Genomic DNA, 20428 nt, shown 5'->3' on the forward strand with positions numbered 1-20428 from the left:
GTGGCCGGGGAACCTGAGGTAGAGCGCAATCACCGCACAGCGCGGTGGATCGCGATCGTCGCCGGACTGCTCGGCGCGTTCCTGGCGATGGCGACGCCGCTGCTGCCGGTCACGCAGACCACCGCACAGCTGAACTGGCCGCAGGCGGGCGTGCTCAGGAGCGTCGACGCGCCGCTCATCGGCTACGTCGCGACCGACCTCGACATCACCATCCCGTGCTCGACGGCAGCCGGCCTCACCGGACCCGCCACCACTCTGCTGTCCACGGTGCCCAAGCAGGCACCCAAGGCCGTCGACCGGGGTCTGCTGATCGAGCGCGTCGGCGGCGACCTGCTGGTCATCGTGCGCAACACCCCAGTGGTCAGCGCGCCGTTGACCCAGGTACTCAGCCCCGCGTGTAAGGAACTGAAGTTCACCGCGCACGCCGACAAGGTCACCGGCGAGCTGGTCGGCCTGGTGCAGGGCCCGAAGGACCGGAACCCCGGCAAGCCGCTGCGCGGTGAGCTGAGCGGCTACGACTTCCGCCCGCAGATCGTCGGCGTCTTCACCGACCTGTCCGGCGCGGCCCCTCCCGGTCTGACGTTCTCGGCCACCATCGACTCGCGCTACAGCACATCGCCGACGCTACTGAAGATGCTCGCGATGATCTTCGGCGTGGTGCTGACCGTCGTCGCACTGGGCGCCCTGCACGTGCTGGACCTCGCCGACGGCGTCCCGCACAAGCGCTTCCTGCCGTCGCGCTGGTGGTCGGTGAAGCCGCTGGACGGCGTCGTGGCGGTGACCCTGGTGTGGTGGCACTTCGTCGGCGCCAACACCTCCGACGACGGCTACATCCTGACCATGGCCCGGGTCTCCGAGCACGCCGGCTACATGGCCAACTATTACCGCTGGTTCGGCACCCCCGAAGCGCCCTTCGGTTGGTACTACGACCTGCTGGCGCTGTGGGCGCACGTGTCCACGTCGAGCGTCTGGATGCGCCTCCCCACGCTCGTGATGGCCCTGGCCTGCTGGTGGGTGATCAGCCGCGAGGTGCTCCCCCGCCTCGGCCACGCCGTCAAGAACAGCCGCGCCGCGGCCTGGACCGCCGCCGGGATGTTCCTGGCGTTCTGGCTCCCGCTGAACAACGGCATCCGGCCCGAACCGATCATCGCGCTCGGCATCCTGCTGACCTGGTGCTCGGTGGAGCGCGGCGTCGCCACCAGCCGGCTGCTGCCGGTGGCCATTGCCATCATCATCGGCGCGCTGACGCTCTTCTCCGGCCCGACGGGCATCGCCGCGATCGGCGCCCTGCTGGTAGCCGTCGGACCACTGAAAACGATTGTGGCGCGGCATACTTCGCGCTTCGGCTACCTCGCACTGCTCGCCCCGATCCTGGCCGCCGGCACAGTGACGGCGATCCTGATCTTCCGCGACCAGACGCTGGCCGCCGAGATCGACGCCAGCTCCTTCAAGACCACCGTCGGCCCAGCCCTGAGCTGGTTCGACGAGCACATCCGCTACGAGCGGCTGTTCACCACCAGCCCCGACGGCTCGGTCGCCCGCCGGTTCGCGGTGCTGACGCTGCTGCTCGCGCTGGCCGTCTCGCTCGCAATGTCGTTGCGCAAGGGGCGAATTCCAGGTACCGCCGCGGGTCCGGCCCGCCGCATCGTCGGGATCACGATCATCTCGTTCCTGGCCATGATGTTCACGCCCACCAAGTGGACGCACCACTTCGGCGTGTTCGCGGGGCTGGCCGGGTCATTGGGCGCGCTGGCCGCCATCGCGGTCGGCACGGTCGCCATGCGGTCACGCCGCAACCGGGCGATGTTCGCCGCTGCCGTGTTGTTCGTCATGGCACTGTCATTCGCCACGGTGAACGGCTGGTGGTACGTCTCCAACTTCGGGGTGCCGTGGTCGAATCAGTTCCCCGAGTGGCACTTCGGCTTCACCACGTTCCTGTTCGGGCTGTCGTTCCTGACGCTGCTGTGGGCGGCGTGGCTGCACTTCTACGACCATGATCCCGAGAGGCCGGTCAGTCGCCGGATTCCTCAGGCGCCCTTGGCAATCGCGTCGTGGCTCGTGGTGTTCTTCGAGGTGCTGTCGCTGACCCTCGGCATGACGCAGCAGTGGCCGGCGTGGTCGGTGGGCAGGTCCAACCTGCAAGCCCTCACCGGTAAAACCTGCGGCCTGGCCGACGACGTCATGGTCGAGCAGGATCCCAACGCCGGCGAGCTCGTCCCGCAGGCCGGGACCGTCGGTGACGCGCTCGGCGCCGGTGGCGCAGAAGGCTTCACGCCCAACGGAATTCCCGCGGACGTCTCCGCGGATCCCGTGATGGAACCGCCGGGCGGCACCAACTTCGCCGACAACGACGGCGGCGTCGTCTCCGGGGCCGAGCCCGGCACCGAAGGCGGCACCACCGCCGGGATGGGCGCCAACGGCTCCCGGGCCAAGCTCCCGTACAACCTCGACCCGGCGACCACCCCGGTGCTGGGTAGCTGGCGCCCCGGCGTCCAGATCCCCGCACGCATGCGCTCGGGCTGGTACCGGCTGCCGGCGCGCGATCAGGCCGGACCGCTCCTGGTCGTCGCTGCCGCGGGCCGCTTCAACCAGGGCGAGGTGCGGGTCGAGTACGCCACTGAAAGTCAAGCCGCGCAAGGCCTCGTGGCAGGGGCCGTCGGCTTCGCCGACGTCGGCGCGGCACCCGCCTGGCGCAACCTGCGCGCGCCGATGGCCGCCATCCCGCCCGACGCCACCCTGATCCGCATCGTCGCCACCGACGACGACCTCGCGCCCCAGCACTGGATCGCACTGACCCCGCCGCGCATCCCGAAGCTGCGGACTCTGCAGGACGTCGTCGGCTCCACCGACCCCGTGATGCTGGACTGGCTCGTCGGGCTGGCGTTCCCGTGCCAGCGCCCGTTCGGCCACAACAACGGCGTCACCGAGGTGCCCAAGTGGCGCATCCTGCCGGACCGCTTCGGCGCCGAGGCCAACTCGCCTGTCATGGACTACCTGGGCGGCGGGCCGCTCGGCATCACCGAGCTGCTGTTCAAGGCCACCCCGGTGCCGACGTATCTGAAGGACGACTGGTTCCGGGACTGGGGCTCGCTACAGCGGTTCACCCAGTACTACCCGGACGCGCAGCCGGCTCAGATCGACCTCGGGAAGGCCAAGCGCAGCGGCTGGTGGGCGCCTGCGCCGCTGCGGCATTCCTAGTCGCCCCGGCCGGACCGCCGGGCAGAGAGCGCGTCATTCCTGACTGGGTGGCGGTGAACCAGCGCGGAAATCGCCGTGCGGTCAGGCTCGCGTAGCTCTCGGTGCGAAATTCGCGTCCCTGGCGGTGCTTTTGCGGGGTTTGCTACGGCAAGGCCGACCTGGAGAATCTTGGAACCCAGTGCGAGGTCGGCGTCAAGACTTCACCGCTGGACCAGCTCGTCTACGAAATCGATCACCCAGAGTTCGCGGACAAGAAAACCCGCGGCTTTCCCGCGCCTCCCTAAGGCAACAAGCTCCACTGAGGGGTCACATTCCGGCCAACTACCTCGACATTCGCCGTCAGTGGGCTAGGACACACACCCACGTCGCCTAGTCTTGAGCCTCGTGCCTGCCAGGACTGCCCGTCTCGTCGCGATCATCGCGGGCCTTGCCGGTCTGCTGCTCTGCGCGCTGACCCCACTGCTGCCCGTCAAGCAGACGACCGCGACCATCTTGTGGCCCCAGGCCCCAAATGTCAGCGGAAACGTCTCTGACCTCACCGCCCCACTGGTGTCCGGTGCGCCGCTGGCGCTGGATGTCTCCATCCCCTGTCAGGCCATCGCGAGCCTGCCGCCGGCCGGCGGTCTGGTGTTCTCGACCATCCCACCCGACGGCATCGACGCCACCCGCAACGGGCTGTTCGTCCGGGCCAACGCCACCGACGTCGTCGTGGCCTTCCGGGACACCGTGGCCGCGGTCGCCAAGCGCTCCGACATCGCCGCCGGAAAGTGCAGTGGCCTGCACCTGTGGGCCAACAACAGCGGCGTCGGTGCCGACTTCATCGGCCTGCCCGGCGCGACCGGAACCGGCAGCGTGGAGAAGAAGCCCCAGGTGGCCGGCCTCTTCACCGAGCTCAAGGTGCCTGCGCAGCCCGGTCTGTCCGCGCGGGTCGACGTCGACACCCGGTTCATCGTCGAGCCCACGCTGCTCAAGTCCGTGGCCATCGGCCTCGGTGTGGTGCTGACGCTGGTCTCCATCCTCGCGCTGGCGCTGCTGGACCGGATGGACGGCCGTCGGGTGCACGACGGCTGGCAGCGTTTCTGGAAGGTCAGCCGCTGGCACTGGCTCGCTGACATCGCGGTGTTCACCGGCCTCGTCGGATGGCACCTGATCGGCGCGATCTCCTCCGATGACGGCTACAACCTGACCATCGCCCGGGTCTCCAGCCAGGCCGGCTACGTCGCCAACTACTTCCGTTATTTCGGCACGTCCGAAGCGCCGTTCGACTGGTACCAGTCGGTGCTCGCGCACATGGCGACCGTCAGCACCGCCGGCGTGTGGATGCGACTGCCCGCACTGCTGGCCGGCATGGCGACCTGGACGCTGCTGTCGCGCTGGGTGTTGCCGCGGCTCGGCCCCGGCGCCCGCGGAGTGTCGGCGAATGTGATCGCGATATGGACCGCAGCGGCTGTCTTCCTGGCCGCCTGGTACCCGTTCAACAACGGCCTGCGCCCTGAACCGCTCATCGCCTTCGGCGTGATCGCGACCTGGGTGCTGATCGAATACGCCATCGCGACCCGGCGCCTGGCCCCCGCGGCTGTCGCCATCATCGTCGCGGCGTTCACTGCGACCACCGCACCGCAGGGCCTGATCGCGCTGGCTCCGCTGCTGGTCGGCGCCCGTGCCCTGGTCCGCACGGTACGCAGCCGCCGGGCCGGGACCGGTCTGCTGGCCCCGATCTCGACCCTGGCCGCGTCCGCGGCACTGATCCTGACGGTGATCTTCCGCAACCAGACCCTGGCCACCGTCGCCGAATCGGCCCGCATCAAGTACACGGTGGGCCCGACCATCTCCTGGTATCAGGAGTTCCTGCGCTACTACTTCCTCACTGTGGAAGATTCGGTGGACAGTTCGTTAACCCGCCGCTTCTCGGTGCTGATCCTGCTGTTGTGCCTGTTCGGCACGCTGACCCTGCTGCTGCGCAAGGGCCGCGTGCGGGGCCTGGCCAGCGGGCCGGTGTGGCGGCTGCTCGGCAGCACCATGTTGGGCCTGCTGCTCCTGCACTTCACCCCCACCAAGTGGGCCGTGCAGTTCGGTGCGTTCGCCGGACTGTCGGGCGCGTTCGGCGCCATCATCGCCTTCGCGTTCGCCACGGTAGGGCTGCACAGCCGACGCAACCTGGCGCTATACGTGACGGCGCTGCTGTTCGTCCTGGCCTGGGCCACGTCCGGGATCAACGGCTGGTTCTACGTCGGCAATTACGGAGTGCCGTGGTTCGACCGGCAGCCCGTGCTCGCCGGCCACCCCGTCACGTCGATGTTCCTGGTACTGGCGATCATCACCGCACTGCTCGCGGGCTGGCTGCACTTCCGCATCGACTACGCCGGCCACACCGAGGTCGCCGAGACCCGCCGCAACCGGGCGCTGGCGTCGACGCCGCTGCTGATCGTCGCGATCATCATGGTCGTGCTCGAGGTCGGCTCGATGGCCAAGGGCTTCGTCCAGCGTTACCCGCAGTACACGACAGCACGGGCCAACCTGGACGCACTGGGGTTGTCCGACAAGACCTGCGCCATGGCCGACGACGTGCTCGTCGAGGCCGACACCAACGCCGGTCTGCTGCAGCCCGCCGGTGGCCAGACCTGGGGCAAGTACGGCCCTCTGGGCGGCGAGAACCCGGTCGGTTTCACGCCGAACGGCGTCAGCGACTCGCTGGCCCCGCCGCACCCCGTCGTCGCCAACCCGGGCACGGTGAACTCCGACGGCTCACCCAACAAGCCCAACGTCGGCATCGCTTTCGCGGCCGGCACCGGTGGCGGTTACGGCCCGACCGGCGTGAACGGCTCCAACGTGTTCCTGCCGTTCGGTCTCGACCCGGCCCGCACGCCGGTGATGGGCAGCTACAAGGAGAACGGCGTCGCGGCCAAGGCCACGTCAGCCTGGTACCAGCTGCCGCCACGTAGTGCGGACCGGCCGCTCGTCACCGTCGCCGCGGCTGGCGCCATCTGGTACTACGACGAAGAGCACGAGTTCCACTACGGCCAGTCGCTCAAACTGCAGTGGGGGATACACCGGCCGGACGGTAGTTACCAGGCCCTCGCTGAGGTTCAGCCCATCGACACGTTCGCCCAATACGCCTGGCGCAACCTGCGATTCCCGCTGAAGTGGGCGCCGCCGGAGGCCAACGTCGCACGCATCGTCGCCGACGATCCGAACCTGTCCGAGGACCAATGGTTCGGCTTCACGCCGCCGCGGGTCCCGACCCTGCAGACCGCACAGCAGTTCCTCGGGTCGCAGACGCCGATCCTGATGGACATCGCCACCGCCGCGAATTTCCCGTGCCAGCGCCCGTTCGCCGAGCACCTCGGCGTGGCGGAGCTGCCGCAGTACCGCATCCTGCCCAACACCAAGCAGGTCGTGGTGTCGTCGAACATGTGGCAGTCGGCGCAGAAGGGTGGCCCGTTCCTGTTCATCCAGGCGCTGCTGCGCACGTCGACCATCCCGACCTACCTGCGGGGCGACTGGTACCGGGACTGGGGCTCGATCGAACGGTACGACCCGGTCGTGCCGCCGTCAGTGGCCCCGCCCGCATCGATTGACCAAGGCACCATGACCGTCAACGGTTGGAGCCGCCGTGGCCCGATCCGGGCCCTGCCATGACCGGGACGGGAATGAACGCACAGCAAGTCAAGGTCACCCGGTGGGTGGCGATCGTCGCGGGCCTGATCGGCTTCGTGCTGTCGGCGCTGACGCCGCTGCTGCCGGTGGTGCAGTCGACAGCGCAGCTCAATTGGCCACAGCAGGGCCAGTTCGGCAACGTGACCGCGCCGCTGATCTCGCAGACACCCGTGTCGATGACGGCGACGATCCCGTGCGACGTGCTTCGGACGCTGCCGCCGTCGGGCGGTCTGGTGTTCGGCACGGTGCCCAAGGACGGCAAGCAGGCCGCGCTCAACGGGTTGCTGGTCAACGTATCCAGCAGCCGCGTCGACGTCACCGACCGCAACGTGGTGATCGCCAGCGTGCCGCGTCTGAAAGCCATTGGCAGTCCCGGTTGTTCGCGCATCGAGATCATCTCGGACAAGAGCGGGACTTTCGCGACGTTCGTCGGCCTGACCGGAACCGACGGCAAGGAGCTGCGGACCGGTTTCGCCGACCCCAACCTGCGGCCGTCCGTCGTCGGCATCTTCACCGACCTGAAGGGCGCAGCACCGCAAGGTCTTTCGGTGTCGGCAACCATCGACACCCGGTTCATCAACCGGCCGACCATCATCAAGTACACCGCGATGTTCGGCGGCATCGCAGCCACCATCGTTGCGCTGCTGGCCCTTTGGCGATTGGACCGCCTGGACGGCCGCCGCATGCAGCGGCTGATCCCGAGCCGCTGGCGGACCTTCAACATCGTCGACGGCGTCGTGATCGGCGGGTTCCTGCTCTGGCACGTGTTGGGCGCCGGCTCATCTGACGACGGCTACATCCTGCAGATGGCGCGCGTCGCGCCGCACGCGCAGTACATGATCAACTACTTCCGCTGGTTCGGCAGCCCAGAGGATCCGTTCGGTTGGTACTACAACGTGCTGGCCCTGATGACCCACGTCAGCGATGCCAGCATCTGGATTCGACTGCCGGACCTGGTGTGTGCACTGATCTGCTGGCTCCTGCTGTCGCGCGAAGTGCTCCCCCGACTCGGCCCCGCAGTCGCGGGCAGCCGCGCCGCCATGTGGGCCGCGGGCCTGGTCCTGATGGCCGCGTGGATGCCGTTCGACAACGGCCTGCGCCCCGAAGGGCAGATCGCGACCGGCGCCCTGATCACCTACGTGCTGATCGAGCGCGCCATCGGCACCAGCCGGCTGACCCCGGCCGCGCTCGCCATCATCAGCGCCGCGTTCACGCTGGGCATCCAGCCGACCGGCCTGATCGCCGTGGCGGCGCTGCTGGCCGGCGGCCGGCCGATCCTGCGCATCCTGGTGAAGCGGCGGCGTGAGGTCGGCACCTGGCCGCTGGTGCTGCCGCTGCTGGCCGCCGGCTTCGTGGTGCTGACGGTGGTGTTCGTCAACCAGACCGCGGCAGGAGTGTTGGAGGCCACCAGGATTCGCACCGCCATCGGCCCGAGCCAGGCCTGGTACACCGAGAATCTGCGGTACTACTACCTGTTCCTGCCGACGGTCGACGGTTCGATGACCCGGCGCTTCGGCTTCCTGCTGACCGCGCTGAGCCTCTTCACCTCGATGTTCATGATCCTGCGGCGCAAGCGGGTCCCCGGCATCGCGCGCGGTCCGGTCTGGCGACTGATGGGCATCATCTTCGCCACCATGTTCTGCCTGATGTTCACCCCGACCAAGTGGGTGCACCACTTCGGCCTGTTCGCGGCCGTGGGCGCGGCCATGGCCGCGGTGGCCACGGTGCTGGTGTCGCGGTCCGTCCTGAAATCGGCGCGCAACCGCATGGCCGTCACCTCCGCGGTGCTGTTCCTGCTGGCGCTGGTCTCGGCCACCACCAATGGCTGGTGGTACGTGTCGAGTTACGGCGTGCCGTTCAACAACGACATGGTGGCCGTCGGCGGAATCAAGCTCAGCACAATCTTTTTGACGCTGTTCGTGATCACGGCACTGTGGGCGTTCTGGCTGCACTTCAACAGCGACCGCCCCGAAAGCCGGCTCACCCGCCTGGTCACCGCGGCACCCATTCCGTTGGCCGCTGCCTTCATGGTCGTGGTCTGCGTGGCCTCGATGGCCATCGGTGCGGCGCGCGAATACCCGACGTACTCGAACCTGGCGAGCAACCTGCGGGCACTGAAGGGCGGCTGCGGGCTGGCCGACAACGTACTCGTGGAGCCTGATTCTAATGCCGGGTTCCTGACCCCGCAGGCCGGTGACTACGGCCCGCTGGGCGCTCTCGGTGGTATCGAGCCCGTCGGCTTCACCCCCAACGGCGTGCCGGATCACATTGTCGCCGAAGCAATTCGACTGGACTTCCCGATGCCGGGCACCGACTCGGACTGGGACGCCGCGGTGAAGCTCAAGACGCCGGGGATCAACGGCTCCACGGTGCCGCTGCCCTACGGCCTGGACCCCGCACGGGTGCCGGTCGCCGGGACATACACCAGCGGCCCGCACTCGCAGGCCAAGCTGACTTCGGCCTGGTACGGCCTGCCCGCCGCCGATGCCGCGCACCCGCTCGTGGTCGTCACCGCAGCCGGCACCATCACCGGCAACAGCTCACTCAAGGGCCGCACCGAGGGCCAGACCGTCGAGCTGGAGTACGGCCGCACCGGCCCCGACGGCCACCCCGTCGCGGGCGGACGGCTGGTGCCCTACGACATCGGCCCGACACCGTCGTGGCGCAACCTGCGCTTCGACCGTCGTCAGATTCCGGCCGATGCCACCTACGTTCGAGTTGTCGCGGTGAACCTTTCGCTCAACGAGGGCGACTGGATCGCCGTCACCCCACCACGCGTGCCCGAGGTGAAGACCATCCAGGAATTCATCGGCAAGAAGCAGCCGGTGCTGATGGACTGGGCTGTCGGCCTGGCGTTCCCGTGCCAGCAGCCGATGCTGGTGCGCAACGGCGTGACCGAAGTGCCGAAGTTCCGCATCACACCGGATTACACCGCCAAGAAGCAGGACACCGACACCTGGCAGGACGGCATCAACGGCGGCCTGCTCGGTATCACCGATGTGCTGCTGAAGGCTCACGTGATGTCGACGTACCTGTCCGACGACTGGGGCCGGGACTGGGGCTCGCTGCGCCAGTTCACGACCGTCGTCGACGCGACGACAGCTGAACTGGACCTGGGCACCGCCGTCCACAGCGGACTCTGGTCGCCGGGGAAGATGCGAATCAAGCCCTAGCCGTACCCGCCGAATGGCCTGGGGGTACCTCCGGCTTGCGGGCAACTATGACACGCGTTTCGCGAAACGTCGTGTCATAGTTGCCCATTCGGCGTCTGGGAAGCTCATCACCGGTCGTCCCACTAGTTCTTCTGGTCGCCCGTGGTTCCATCGGCAAGCCCCAACCTTCCTGCGAGCCAGGGAAGTTCCTTCTTCAGACCGGCCGCCCAGACGGGGAAGCTGTGGCCGCCGGGCACGGTTTCGAAGCGCACATCCATGCCGGCGTCTTTGGCCAGTTGGTAGAGCTTCTCCAAGCCTGGCCGATATTCGCGATCGTCGGCACCGACGACGAATACGCCGGCGACGGTTGGGTAGCGCCGCGTCCGCATCAGATCGGCGGGATTGACCGCAACAAACTTCGCGTTGTCACCACCGAAAGCAGCGGCGATCGTTCGCTGGCGGTCACCCAGCGTCGGTTCCAACTGACCGGACATGTCGAGGAAGGTCGGGTACTGATCGGGGTAGTTGGTGACGAGTTGCAGGGCGCACGTGCCGCCGTACGACAAGCCGCCGACAGCCCATTTGGCGCGATCGACGTCGACATCGAGAGTGCCTGTGGCCCAATCGGTCACGTCAGTGGTCAGGTAGGTTGCGGCATTGCCCAGGTCCGAGTTCATGCAGAGCGGATTACCCATGGCGGTTCCGGTGCCGTCGGCGACGATGACGAGGGGCGCGACACCGTCGTGCGCTGCGGCGTAGTCGTCCATCGTGTCGGCAAGTCGCGCACCCACGAGCCAATCCGACGGAGCACCGGGCTGACCGGCGAGCAACAGCAGAACAGGCAACCGCGGTCGAGGACTACTGGAATAGGCCGGCGGCAAATACACTCTGGCCGCCCGGGCGGCGAACTGCGACGCCGAAGCCGGGATCGTCACGGTCGCGATGGTTCCATGAGCGGGCAGCCCCGACGGCTTTCGCCACTGCGACAACGGCACCACCGTTTTCGCCTTGCTCAACTCGGACGCATTCGCCGTATTGATGTGGTCCAGCCCCAAGGCCGCTCGCAGGGTTGGGTATTGGCCGAAATGACTGTTCACATGGGCGACGCCGAGCAGCACCACCAGACCGGCGGCGCAAACCGTCACCACCCGACGCCAGATCGCCTCGGCAAACATCAACCGAGTTACCAGAATTGCCAGCCCGACGACGCATACGCCCGACCAGACATACACGACGTCCGGAATCGGCTCTGGAACCGGACGCCATTGCTTTTCGACGTACCACCGTGCCGCAAAGGTCACCGCTATTGCCACCGGCAGCGCAATCGCGGCAATGGCAACAAAAAAGCGTCGCGATGGTTTGCCCAACAGCCACACGAAACCCAGCACACCGAGGATGTTGATGACCATCAAGAGCCAGCCATCGATGATAGAGGCGTCAAGCACCTTGACCACGTCGGCATCCTACGCTGCACAATATTTGAATCATCGAGTTTCCCAACACCATTCGAAATTCGTGCACTACCGCTCTTCATTCAGCGGCGCCAAATACGCGGGAAGCGCGATCCCAAATATCTCGCATGGGCGACCACTTTGCGCCATATACTGCGAAATTGACGCAGACGTCGGGGAGGGCTCGCAATGGGGACATCAACAGCCGTGGAACGACGGCCGAGACGACCGCTGCGCGATGTGAACGGCGCAGCGTCGGCAGAAGCCGCGTTGATCGTGGCGATCTGCACGATCCTCGTCACCCGGGCGTACCTGGCCGCGACCGGCTACCCCCAATTGGGCACGGCCACTGTGCACATCGCACATGCGGTCTGGGGGGCCGCCGGGATGATGGTCGGTCTGATGTTGGGTTGGATGTTCCTGGGCCACCGAGTCCGAGTCATCTCAGTCGTCATCGGCGGTATCGGTTTCGGCCTGTTCCTCGATGAAATCGGCAAATTCGTCACCAAGTCGAACGACTACTTCTTCCAGCCCGCAGCCGCCATCATGTACACGGCGATCTTGGTCTTGCTGGTGATCAACCGGGCAATCCGCGATTTTCGGCAGCCCAGCCGGGAAGAATGCCTTGCCAACGCCGCCGCGATCGCCGCCGACGGCGTCGCCTTGGGTTTGGGGGCGCACTACCGGGCGACCGCCGAACGCGCATTGACCCGGGCCGAAGAACTCGGTGCCAATGACGAATCGGTGGCCGCGATCAGGACATTGCTGGCTCAATCCCAAGACCGCCCAGAGCATCTGCGTGCCCTGGGTACCCAGCTGGTTCAAATGGTTCCCGGGTTTGTGCGCAGCCCTCGATGGGTGCCGGTATTGGGCGGGGTGATGGTTGCCATCGCCCTGTATCTGGCGGGCAAAGGGATCATCCAATTGTCGGCGTGGGGGTTCCTGCCGGGCCACAGCGACCGGACATTGTTTGTCGGCCCGATGGGTATCGGCGACGGAATCCTCTTCGCCAGCGCACTGATCACCTTGGCGTTGGCAGTACCTGCACTGCTCGACCGCAACCGCAGCGAATTGTCGCGGCTGCGGTCGCTGCGAATGGCGGCGCTGGTGTCGACAGCGCTCACCGCGCTCGTCGAATTCGCGGACCAAGTGCGGGTGGCTCTCTACATCGTCGCGTTCGGGCTGTTCATGTTGGCGGTGCTGTCATACCGGATCCGCGCGTGCATCGAGGCTGGCGGCGACGCGCTCGAACCAGCCGACCCGCAGCCACACGCTGCACCGGCACCGGCCGCACCCGTTGTCCTGCACTCCAAGGATCCTGCTGCCACTCCGACGCTGCGGCAGCTGGTGCGCCGGGTGCGGTTCACCCTGCTTCTCACCAGCACAATCGTGGTGATCGGGCTGGCAACCGGCGCGCTGTGGACACCCGTCACACGATTCTCCTGGTTCAACGACGTCGCGATCGGATGGCCGGCCCTCCGCGAAGGCCGTTGGTGGACGGTGGTGTCGAGTTGGTTCTTCGGGCTCACGCCGGGTCAGTACATCACCATCACCGCGGTCTTCGTGGTCGTTGTGGGCTGGTGCGAAATCCGGTTGGGCACCAAGCGAATCGCGCTGATCTGTGCCCTCGCACAGATCACCGGTGTGGTCGGCGCATCGTTGATCGCCGCCGGGCTAGATGCCGCCGGGCTGCCATGGGGCCATGACCTCGCGCAGGTGCGGGACGTCGGGTGCACGACCGCGATGATCGGTGCCGTGGCAGCCACCAGCGCGACGCTGCGTTCCCCGTGGCGTTTGCGTCTGCGCGCAATCCTGGTCGCCTACGTGGTGATCGGGCTGCTCTTCGAAGGCAAATTCGCCGACATCACGCATGCGGTGGCACTCGTCATGTGCCTGGTGATCGGCGAACGGTACTTCAGCACCGCCGAACGCGGGTGGCGGCCGCGAACCCGCCGCGAAGTACGCACCATCGCCTTCGTCGGGCTCCTCGTGATGGCCGCCGTCTACATCGTCATCGTCGTGGCACCGGGCCGGGGCCCGCTCGGACCGACCGCCGGCGCCCGCAACACCCTTCTCGACACGGTGGTCAACGTCGTGGTGATTGCCCTGGTAGCCAACCAACTTCGGCAGGGACGACGGTGGGCCTGGTGGGTCACCATCATTTTCGGCTGGCTGTCGATCGGCGCGGCGGTGATCGCGCTGTACTTGGCCATCGTCGAAGGTGCCGACGACGGAAACGGCGCCATCACCTTCGGCACCGGGCTGTTGTGGGCGGGAATCGTCACACTCCTGATAACGGGACGACAAGCGTTCCAGGTGCCGGTACGCCGTCGGCTCCGTTCCGGCGCGCTGGCCGGCAACACCCCGCCAGAAGCTGCGCGTGAACTCTTGCGGCAGTACGGATCCGGCACCATGTCGTGGATGACGACATGGGCCGACAACAGCTACCACTTCGGCACCGCCGGCGATCGCTATGTGGCCTTCCAGCGGCACGCAGGCGTCGTCATCGCACTAACCGATCCTGTGGCCCCACCCGACCAAATCGCGGCCACCGTGGCTGACTTCGTCAGCGACACCGAAGCCAACGGACTTGTGCCATGCCTCTTTTCGGTATCCGCCGCAGTGGCAGATGATGCGCGTGCGCAGGGCCTGCGCACGGTACAGATCGCCGAAGACACACTGATCGATCTGGAGAACCTCGAGTTCACCGGAAAGGCTTGGCAGGACGTGCGTTCGGCGATGAATCGCGCCAACCGCGAAGGCATCGATTTCATCATGACGACGCTGGCCGATCAGCCGTTCAATGTGGTCGCGCAGGTACGGGCGATCTCCGATGCCTGGGTCGGCGACAAGGGAATCCCGGAAATGGGCTTCACGCTAGGTGGTGTCGAAGAAGCGATGGATCCCGAGGTGCGGGTGGGCCTGGCCATCGACTCGACCGGCAATGTCCATGGCGTCACGTCGTGGCTGCCGGTGTACGGCGCAGGCGCAGTGGTACAGGGCTGGACGTTGGATGTCATGCGTCGGCGCCACGACGGATTCCGCCCCGTCATCGAATACCTGATCGCGTCGGCCTGCATGGCATTCAAAGACGAAGGGATGCAATTCGTCTCGCTGTCCGGTGCGCCTTTGGCACGCAGCGGCGACGAACCGTTGGAGCCGCTCGGCAAGGCGCTCAATGTGCTCGGTGGCGCGTTGGAGCCGTTGTACGGCTTCCGGTCATTGCACACTTTCAAAGAGAAGTTCCAGCCTCGCCACGAGCCCGTCTATATGTGCTTCCGCGACGAGTCCGATCTCCCGCGAATCGGTATGGCATTGACCCGCGCCTACTTGCCCGACGCTTCGACGACCGATCTCGCGCGCCTGACGATGGCCGGTAAGTAGTTCGGGCCGGCAGATCAGGCCGGCGAGCGCCGCGTTCATGTTCGGCGATTGAGGCAAGGCGCTGGGCGATGACCCGATCGTGAAGATTCACATACCTGCCGCGCGGCCGCGCTGCGAAGAAACCCCGCTCACAGCTGGTAAATGACCAACATTCAGTCTCGAAAAGCTGCGTGGTAATCCCCCGCGAGCGGGAGGTACCCCCAGGCCATTCGGCGTTTGTGGGTATGGCCGCCCGCTGACATGCCAGATCGCCCTTGACAGATTCCCAATCAAACGCAATCATTAGCAATCAAATCCAAGTGGTGTAGATCACAGGCCAAGGGAGGTGTCGTGCCATCCACAGGACCCGCTCCGCGCGATGCGTCGGGCGCCCTCTATGCCGACCAGCGCAAACAGCAGTTGCTCGAGATGCTGCGCCGCGACGGCCGCATCGACGCCACCCGTACCGCGTCCGAGCTGGGCGTGACGGGCGAGACCATCCGCAAGGACCTCATCCTCTTGGAGCGCCAAGGCTTGTTGCGGCGGGTACACGGTGGCGCAGTGCCGGTCGACTACCTGTCCTACGAGCCGGCCGTCGAGACCCGGACCGAGTTCCTCGCCGAAAAGGCCCGCATCGCAAAGGCCGCGCTGGCACATCTTCCGGAACGCGGCTCGGTTCTGATCGACGCCGGTTCCACCACCGCGCAGCTGGTCGAACTGTTTCCCGGCGACCGCGAACTCACCGTTTACACGAACTCGTTGACGCAGGCACTGACCCTGCTCAGCCGGCCACAACTGACGGTTTACACCTTGGGCGGACGAGTTCGATCCAAAACCTTTGCCGAGGTTGATGATTGGGCTGCCCGCGCGCTCGCCGAGATCAACGTCGACGTTGCCTTCCTGGGAGCCAACGGCATCAGCACCGACCGTGGCCTCACCACGCCCGCCCCGTCCGAAGCCGCGGTGAAGCGACGGATGCTCGCGTGCGCGCACCGACGCATCCTGCTTGCCGACCACAGCAAGTTCGGAATCGTCAGCGGAGCCCAGTACGGCCGGCTGGAAGACATTGACCTGTTGATCACCGATACCGGCGTGGACAGCCCACAGCTCTCCGAACTATCCGCCGCCGGCGTCACCCTGGAGCAAGCGTGATATCCACCGAAACCGCACCAGCTTTCGCGAATCTCTGAGTTCACCAGTCACCGATATCGCCACCCCGGACGCGCCTTCACCGGCGTGCCGCCGGTAATCCCGTCGCGTCGTCGCGCTGCCCAAAAGGAGAACCCCACATGGCCGATCCGAAGATCCTCGGTCTGGTCCTGGCTGGGGGCGAGGGCAAGCGACTGTCCCCGCTGACACTCGACCGAGCCAAACCCGCAGTGCCGTTCGCCGGACTGTATCGATTGGTCGACTTCGCCCTGTCGAACCTGGTGAACGCCGGAGTACTGCGGATCGCCGTCCTCACGCAGTACAAGAGGCACAGCCTCGATCGCCACATCACCACGACCTGGCGGATGAGCAGCCTCCTCGGCAACTACGTCACCCCCGTGCCCGCCCAACAGCGTCTCGGTCCGCAGTGGTACACCGGCTCCGCCAACGCCATCCACCAGTCACTGAACCTCATTCACGACGAAAAGCCGGATCTGGTCATTGTTTTCGGCGCCGACCACGTCTACCGAATGGACCCTCGGCAGATGATCAAGCAACACCTCGACGGTGGTGCGGGCGCCACGGTCGCCGGAATTCGGGTGCCGCGCAACGAAGCGGGCGCGTTCGGCGTGATCAAGACTGCCGCCGACGGTCGGCAGGTCGACGCGTTCCTGGAGAAGCCCGCCGACCCACCGGGCCTGCCCGACTCCCCCGACGACTCGTTCGTCTCGATGGGGAACTACGTGTTCTCCACCGCGGCGCTCGTCGATGCGCTGCGAGCAGACGCCGTCGATGAGTTCAGCAAGCACGACATGGGTGGCGACATCATGCCGATGATGGTCGAACAACACCTCGCCCAGGTTTATGACTTCCAGAGCAACCAGGTCCCGGGCTCCCACCCTCAAAACCGCAGCTATTGGCGCGACGTCGGTACCTTGGACTCCTACTACGACGCCCACATGGACCTGTGCGCCGTGGTCCCGGCGTTCGACTTGTACAACAGCGCGTGGCCGATCCTCACGCATATTCCGCCGCACCCGCCGGCGAAGTTCGTCCACGACGTCGGCAACCGGGTCGGTCGTGCCGTCAACAGCGTCATCTCCAATGGCGTGATCATCTCCGGCGCGTTGGTGCGCGAATCCGTGCTGTCGCCGGGTTTCCGAGTGGAGGAATACGCCACGGTGGACCGCTCGGTGATCCTGGACAACACCGTGGTCGGCGCACATGCCTTGGTACGCAACGCCATTGTCGACAAGAACGTCGTGGTGCCGCCGGGCGCCCAGATAGGAGTCGACAAAGAACATGACCGGGCACGCGGCTTCGCCATATCGGAGAACGGCGTGACGGTCGTCGGCAAGGGCCAACGCGTCACGGCCTGACCGTCAATTGATGAGGAAGCACGAGGTACGACATGATCGGAAAGCGAACAGCGTTGCCACTGCCCGCGCCGTCCATCCGGCCGGTGGCCGACGAATGGGAATGGCAGGAGTCAGCCCGCTGCCGCGCAATGGATTCCAGCATCTTCTTTCACCCCGATAACGAGCGGGGCCGGGCGCGCAGACAACGTGAACAACGGGCCAAAGAGATTTGTCACCAATGCCCGGTGAAGGCCCCGTGCGCTGCCTTCGCGCTGCTGTCCGGCGAGCCGTACGGCATCTGGGGCGGAGTGTCCGAATCCGAACGCCTTTCCGCACTGGGAATTTCAGATCCACGCACCGCCGCAAACCTGAGTACGACGAAGCGCCGGGAGGCCCGGCGGACCGATCTGGCTGCCGCGAGCGGCGAATAACAACAACTCACGCCCCACACCCACAGCAGTTCCCCAACCAAAACAAGGAGATAACACATGTCCAACGCAGCACACCACACCTCGCCGGTAGTCCGTATGGTCGCGGCGATCATCGGCGGCAGCGCCCTGGCAGTCATGGGAACCCTCGCGGTCACCACCGCCCGCCACGATCAATCGGTTCTGGAAGCATCCGGCGGGCCGGCAACGATCACCAGCACCACCCCGCCGTCTACTCCGCTGATCGCCTTCGCATCACCGACTGTGACAGCGACCTACTCCGGGAAACACTAAGCCGCACTGACCACTTCGGCCGGCTTGGTGTGCACCACGACAGCGAGTGGAGTGCGGATGTAGCGCAGCCACGTCAGCGTCAGCGCGGCCACGTAGAAGGCGACGAAGACCCAGAACGCCGCAGTGGCTGAGCCACTGGACAGGTAGGACTGCCGCAGCGCCAGGTTGATCCCCACACCCCCGAGCGCGCCGATGGCGCCGGCGAAGCCGATGAGGGCGCCGGACATGCCGCGGGACCAGTTCTGCCGGTCGGTCTCGCTGCCCACCACGGAGCGGCTACGGGCCTCGAAGATCGACGGGATCATCTTGTACACCGAGCCGTTGCCGATGCCCGACAGGACGAACAGCGCGACGAAGCCGACGATGAAGCACGTCATGGTGGCCGCGTCGACGGCGCCGCCGGTGTGGTCATGGTAGGTCGACGCCGAGATCAGCAGCGCGCCAAAGAGAATCATGCCGGAGAAGGCGCCCATAGTGACGCGGCCACCGCCGACCCGGTCGGCGAGCTTGCCACCGTATACCCGTGCCACGGAGCCGAGTAGTGGTCCGACGAACGCGATCTGAGCCGCGTGCAGCGCCGCCTGCGCGGCGCTCTGACCGCCGGCGACGAAGTTGATCTGCAAGATCTGGCTGAAGGCGAACGAGAAGCCGATGAACGAGCCGAAGGTGCCGATGTACAGGAAAGCGACGATCCAGGTGTCCGGCACGGTCAGGATGGAACGCATTGCCGTGGAATCGATTCGGTGCTGCGCGAGGTTGTTCATGAACATCACGGCGCCGACGGCCGCGACGGCCAGCAACACCAGGTAGATCGCGCACACCCAGTAGGGCGCGCGGTTGCCCGCCACGGCGATCACCAGCAGGCCGACGACCTGGATGGCCGGCACACCGAGATTGCCACCACCGGCGTTGATTCCGAGCGCCCAGCCCTTGAGCCGCTGCGGGTAGAACGCGTTGATATTGGTCATAGACGACGCGAAGTTGCCGCCGCCCAGGCCGGCGAGCGCCGCGCACAGCAGGTACGGCCACAACGGCAGTCCGGGGTGCGCCAGCAGCCACATGCTGCCCAGCGTCGGGATGAAGAGGACGAGCGCGGAGAAGACGGTCCAGTTGCGGCCACCGAACGTAGCGGTCGCCATGGTGTACGGAATGCGAAGGCAGCCACCGACGAGCGTCGCGGTGGCGGCCAGCAGGAACTTGTCACCGGCCGTGAAGCCGTACACCGACTGCGGCATGAACAACACCATGACCGACCACATGGTCCAGACCGAGAGTCCGATGTGCTCCGCGATCACCGACCACAGCAGGTTCCGGCGAGCGACGTTCTTGTTGCCGGCTTCCCACGCGACGATGTCTTCAGGATCCCAGTCGGTGATGGTTCGCGATCGAAACATGCTGCAAATGTAGAAATTTCATGTTTCCCCGAGGCTCCGAACGATGACCCGGCGGTGACGATTCATTCACCCCTTGCCTTACCGTTGTGTGAGGCCCGGCTCTACAGGTGCCCCGATCGCCGAACGTGAAGTAAATGGCGAAGATTCAGTGATTTCTCGCCATCTACTTCACATTCGGCGCAGCAGCAGGTCCTAGACCCAGCGGCTGCGCGGCGGTGGCGCCTGCGGCGTGACCCACGCCTTGGCGTACCGACTGTTGCTGGCACGCTGCGGGTCCCGGCTCCGGTAGACCACATAGGGCCGCACCAGGTAGCCGATCGGGGCGCTGAACATGTGCACCAACCGGGTGTACGGCCAGACGCCGAACAGCGTCAGGACGATGAGCACGTGCACCTGAAAGGACAGGGGTGCCGTCGCCATCAACTCCGGTGTGGGGTGCGGTGTGAAAAGACCACGCAGCCAAGGAGATACCGTCTCCCGGTAGTTGTAGGCCGACGCCACGTTGCCCAGCGTGTTGACCATGCCGGTGATCAGGGCGCCGACCAGCAGCAGATACATGAGCTTGTCGCCGACGGTGGTGGCACCTCGCACCGCGGGCACGGTGACCCGGCGGTAGAGCAGGATGGCGGCCCCGGCGATCACCGCGAACCCGGCCGGTGCACCCATACCGATAGCCAGCAGGTGGTAGGTGTGGTCGGAGATGCCGATCGCCGACGTCCACGATTCCGGGATCAGTAGGCCCACAACGTGTCCGCCCAGTACTCCGAGAATCCCGAAGTGGAACAGCGGGCTGCCCAAGCGCAGCAGCTTGCTTTCGTAGATTTGAGATGACCTCGTGGTCCAACCGAATTGGTCGGTCCGGTAGCGCCAGACATGGCCCAGAACGAACGAAGTGAAGGCGATGTACGGCAGCGTCATCCACAAGAGGTCGGTCACTGGAGTCTTCCCCTCTTCGCGCAGGCGCTCATCGCAATCTTCTCCTCT

General features: G+C 66.1%; 11 protein-coding genes. 8 read left to right on the plus strand and 3 right to left on the minus strand.

Annotated features, from left to right (window positions below):
* The 3 genes from ACX12F_RS27550 to ACX12F_RS27560 all read left to right on the plus strand — a co-directional run bounded on the left by ACX12F_RS27550 (nucleotide 1) and on the right by ACX12F_RS27560 (nucleotide 10028).
* The gene (locus tag ACX12F_RS27550) at nucleotides 1–3198 is read left to right on the plus strand and encodes an arabinosyltransferase domain-containing protein (protein WP_459367400.1); all 3198 of its coding nucleotides are present in this window, start codon (nucleotides 1–3) and stop codon (nucleotides 3196–3198) included.
* Nucleotides 3199–3582: 384 nt separating this feature from the next.
* Nucleotides 3583–6837 (plus strand): arabinosyltransferase domain-containing protein, encoded by a 3255-nt coding sequence (locus ACX12F_RS27555; RefSeq protein WP_459367401.1) that lies wholly within the window; start codon nucleotides 3583–3585, stop codon nucleotides 6835–6837.
* A gap of 11 nt (nucleotides 6838–6848) precedes the next feature.
* The gene (locus ACX12F_RS27560; RefSeq protein ID WP_459367402.1) at nucleotides 6849–10028 is read left to right on the plus strand and encodes an arabinosyltransferase domain-containing protein; all 3180 of its coding nucleotides are present in this window, start codon (nucleotides 6849–6851) and stop codon (nucleotides 10026–10028) included.
* A gap of 122 nt (nucleotides 10029–10150) precedes the next feature.
* On the opposite strand, the gene ACX12F_RS27565 is transcribed toward ACX12F_RS27560, so the two are convergent.
* The gene (locus ACX12F_RS27565; RefSeq protein ID WP_459370532.1) at nucleotides 10151–11416 is read right to left on the minus strand and encodes an alpha/beta hydrolase; all 1266 of its coding nucleotides are present in this window, start codon (nucleotides 11414–11416) and stop codon (nucleotides 10151–10153) included.
* Nucleotides 11417–11647: 231 nt separating this feature from the next.
* On the opposite strand from ACX12F_RS27565, the gene ACX12F_RS27570 reads away from it, so the two are divergent.
* From ACX12F_RS27570 to ACX12F_RS27590, 5 genes are all read left to right on the plus strand, one after another.
* A complete protein-coding gene (locus ACX12F_RS27570) occupies nucleotides 11648–14842 on the plus strand; it encodes an MprF family protein (RefSeq protein ID WP_459367403.1) in 3195 nt (1064 codons plus the stop codon).
* Between the two features lie 330 nt (nucleotides 14843–15172).
* The gene (locus ACX12F_RS27575; protein ID WP_459367404.1) at nucleotides 15173–15973 is read left to right on the plus strand and encodes a DeoR/GlpR family DNA-binding transcription regulator; all 801 of its coding nucleotides are present in this window, start codon (nucleotides 15173–15175) and stop codon (nucleotides 15971–15973) included.
* A gap of 137 nt (nucleotides 15974–16110) precedes the next feature.
* Complete coding sequence (gene glgC / locus ACX12F_RS27580) at nucleotides 16111–17349, plus strand: glucose-1-phosphate adenylyltransferase (protein ID WP_459367405.1); 1239 nt, start codon at nucleotides 16111–16113, stop codon at nucleotides 17347–17349.
* Nucleotides 17350–17402: 53 nt separating this feature from the next.
* Nucleotides 17403–17759 (plus strand): WhiB family transcriptional regulator, encoded by a 357-nt coding sequence (locus ACX12F_RS27585; protein ID WP_459370533.1) that lies wholly within the window; start codon nucleotides 17403–17405, stop codon nucleotides 17757–17759.
* Nucleotides 17760–17816: 57 nt separating this feature from the next.
* Nucleotides 17817–18050 carry a hypothetical protein gene (locus ACX12F_RS27590; RefSeq protein ID WP_459367406.1) on the plus strand — a complete coding sequence of 78 codons (234 nt, stop codon included), beginning with the start codon at nucleotides 17817–17819 and terminating at the stop codon, nucleotides 18048–18050.
* Here the strand turns inward: ACX12F_RS27590 and ACX12F_RS27595 are convergent.
* On the minus strand, nucleotides 18047–19444 hold the full coding sequence (locus ACX12F_RS27595) for a nitrate/nitrite transporter (protein ID WP_459367407.1): 1398 nt from the start codon (nucleotides 19442–19444) through the stop codon (nucleotides 18047–18049). The two genes, ACX12F_RS27590 and ACX12F_RS27595, sit on opposite strands and share 4 nt — an antisense overlap.
* 192 nt (nucleotides 19445–19636) lie before the next feature.
* Nucleotides 19637–20380 carry a respiratory nitrate reductase subunit gamma gene (gene narI, locus ACX12F_RS27600; protein ID WP_459367408.1) on the minus strand — a complete coding sequence of 248 codons (744 nt, stop codon included), beginning with the start codon at nucleotides 20378–20380 and terminating at the stop codon, nucleotides 19637–19639.
* Nucleotides 20381–20428: the final 48 nt, after the last annotated feature.

The sequence above is a fragment of the Mycolicibacterium sp. HS_4_1 genome (assembly GCF_054515875.1).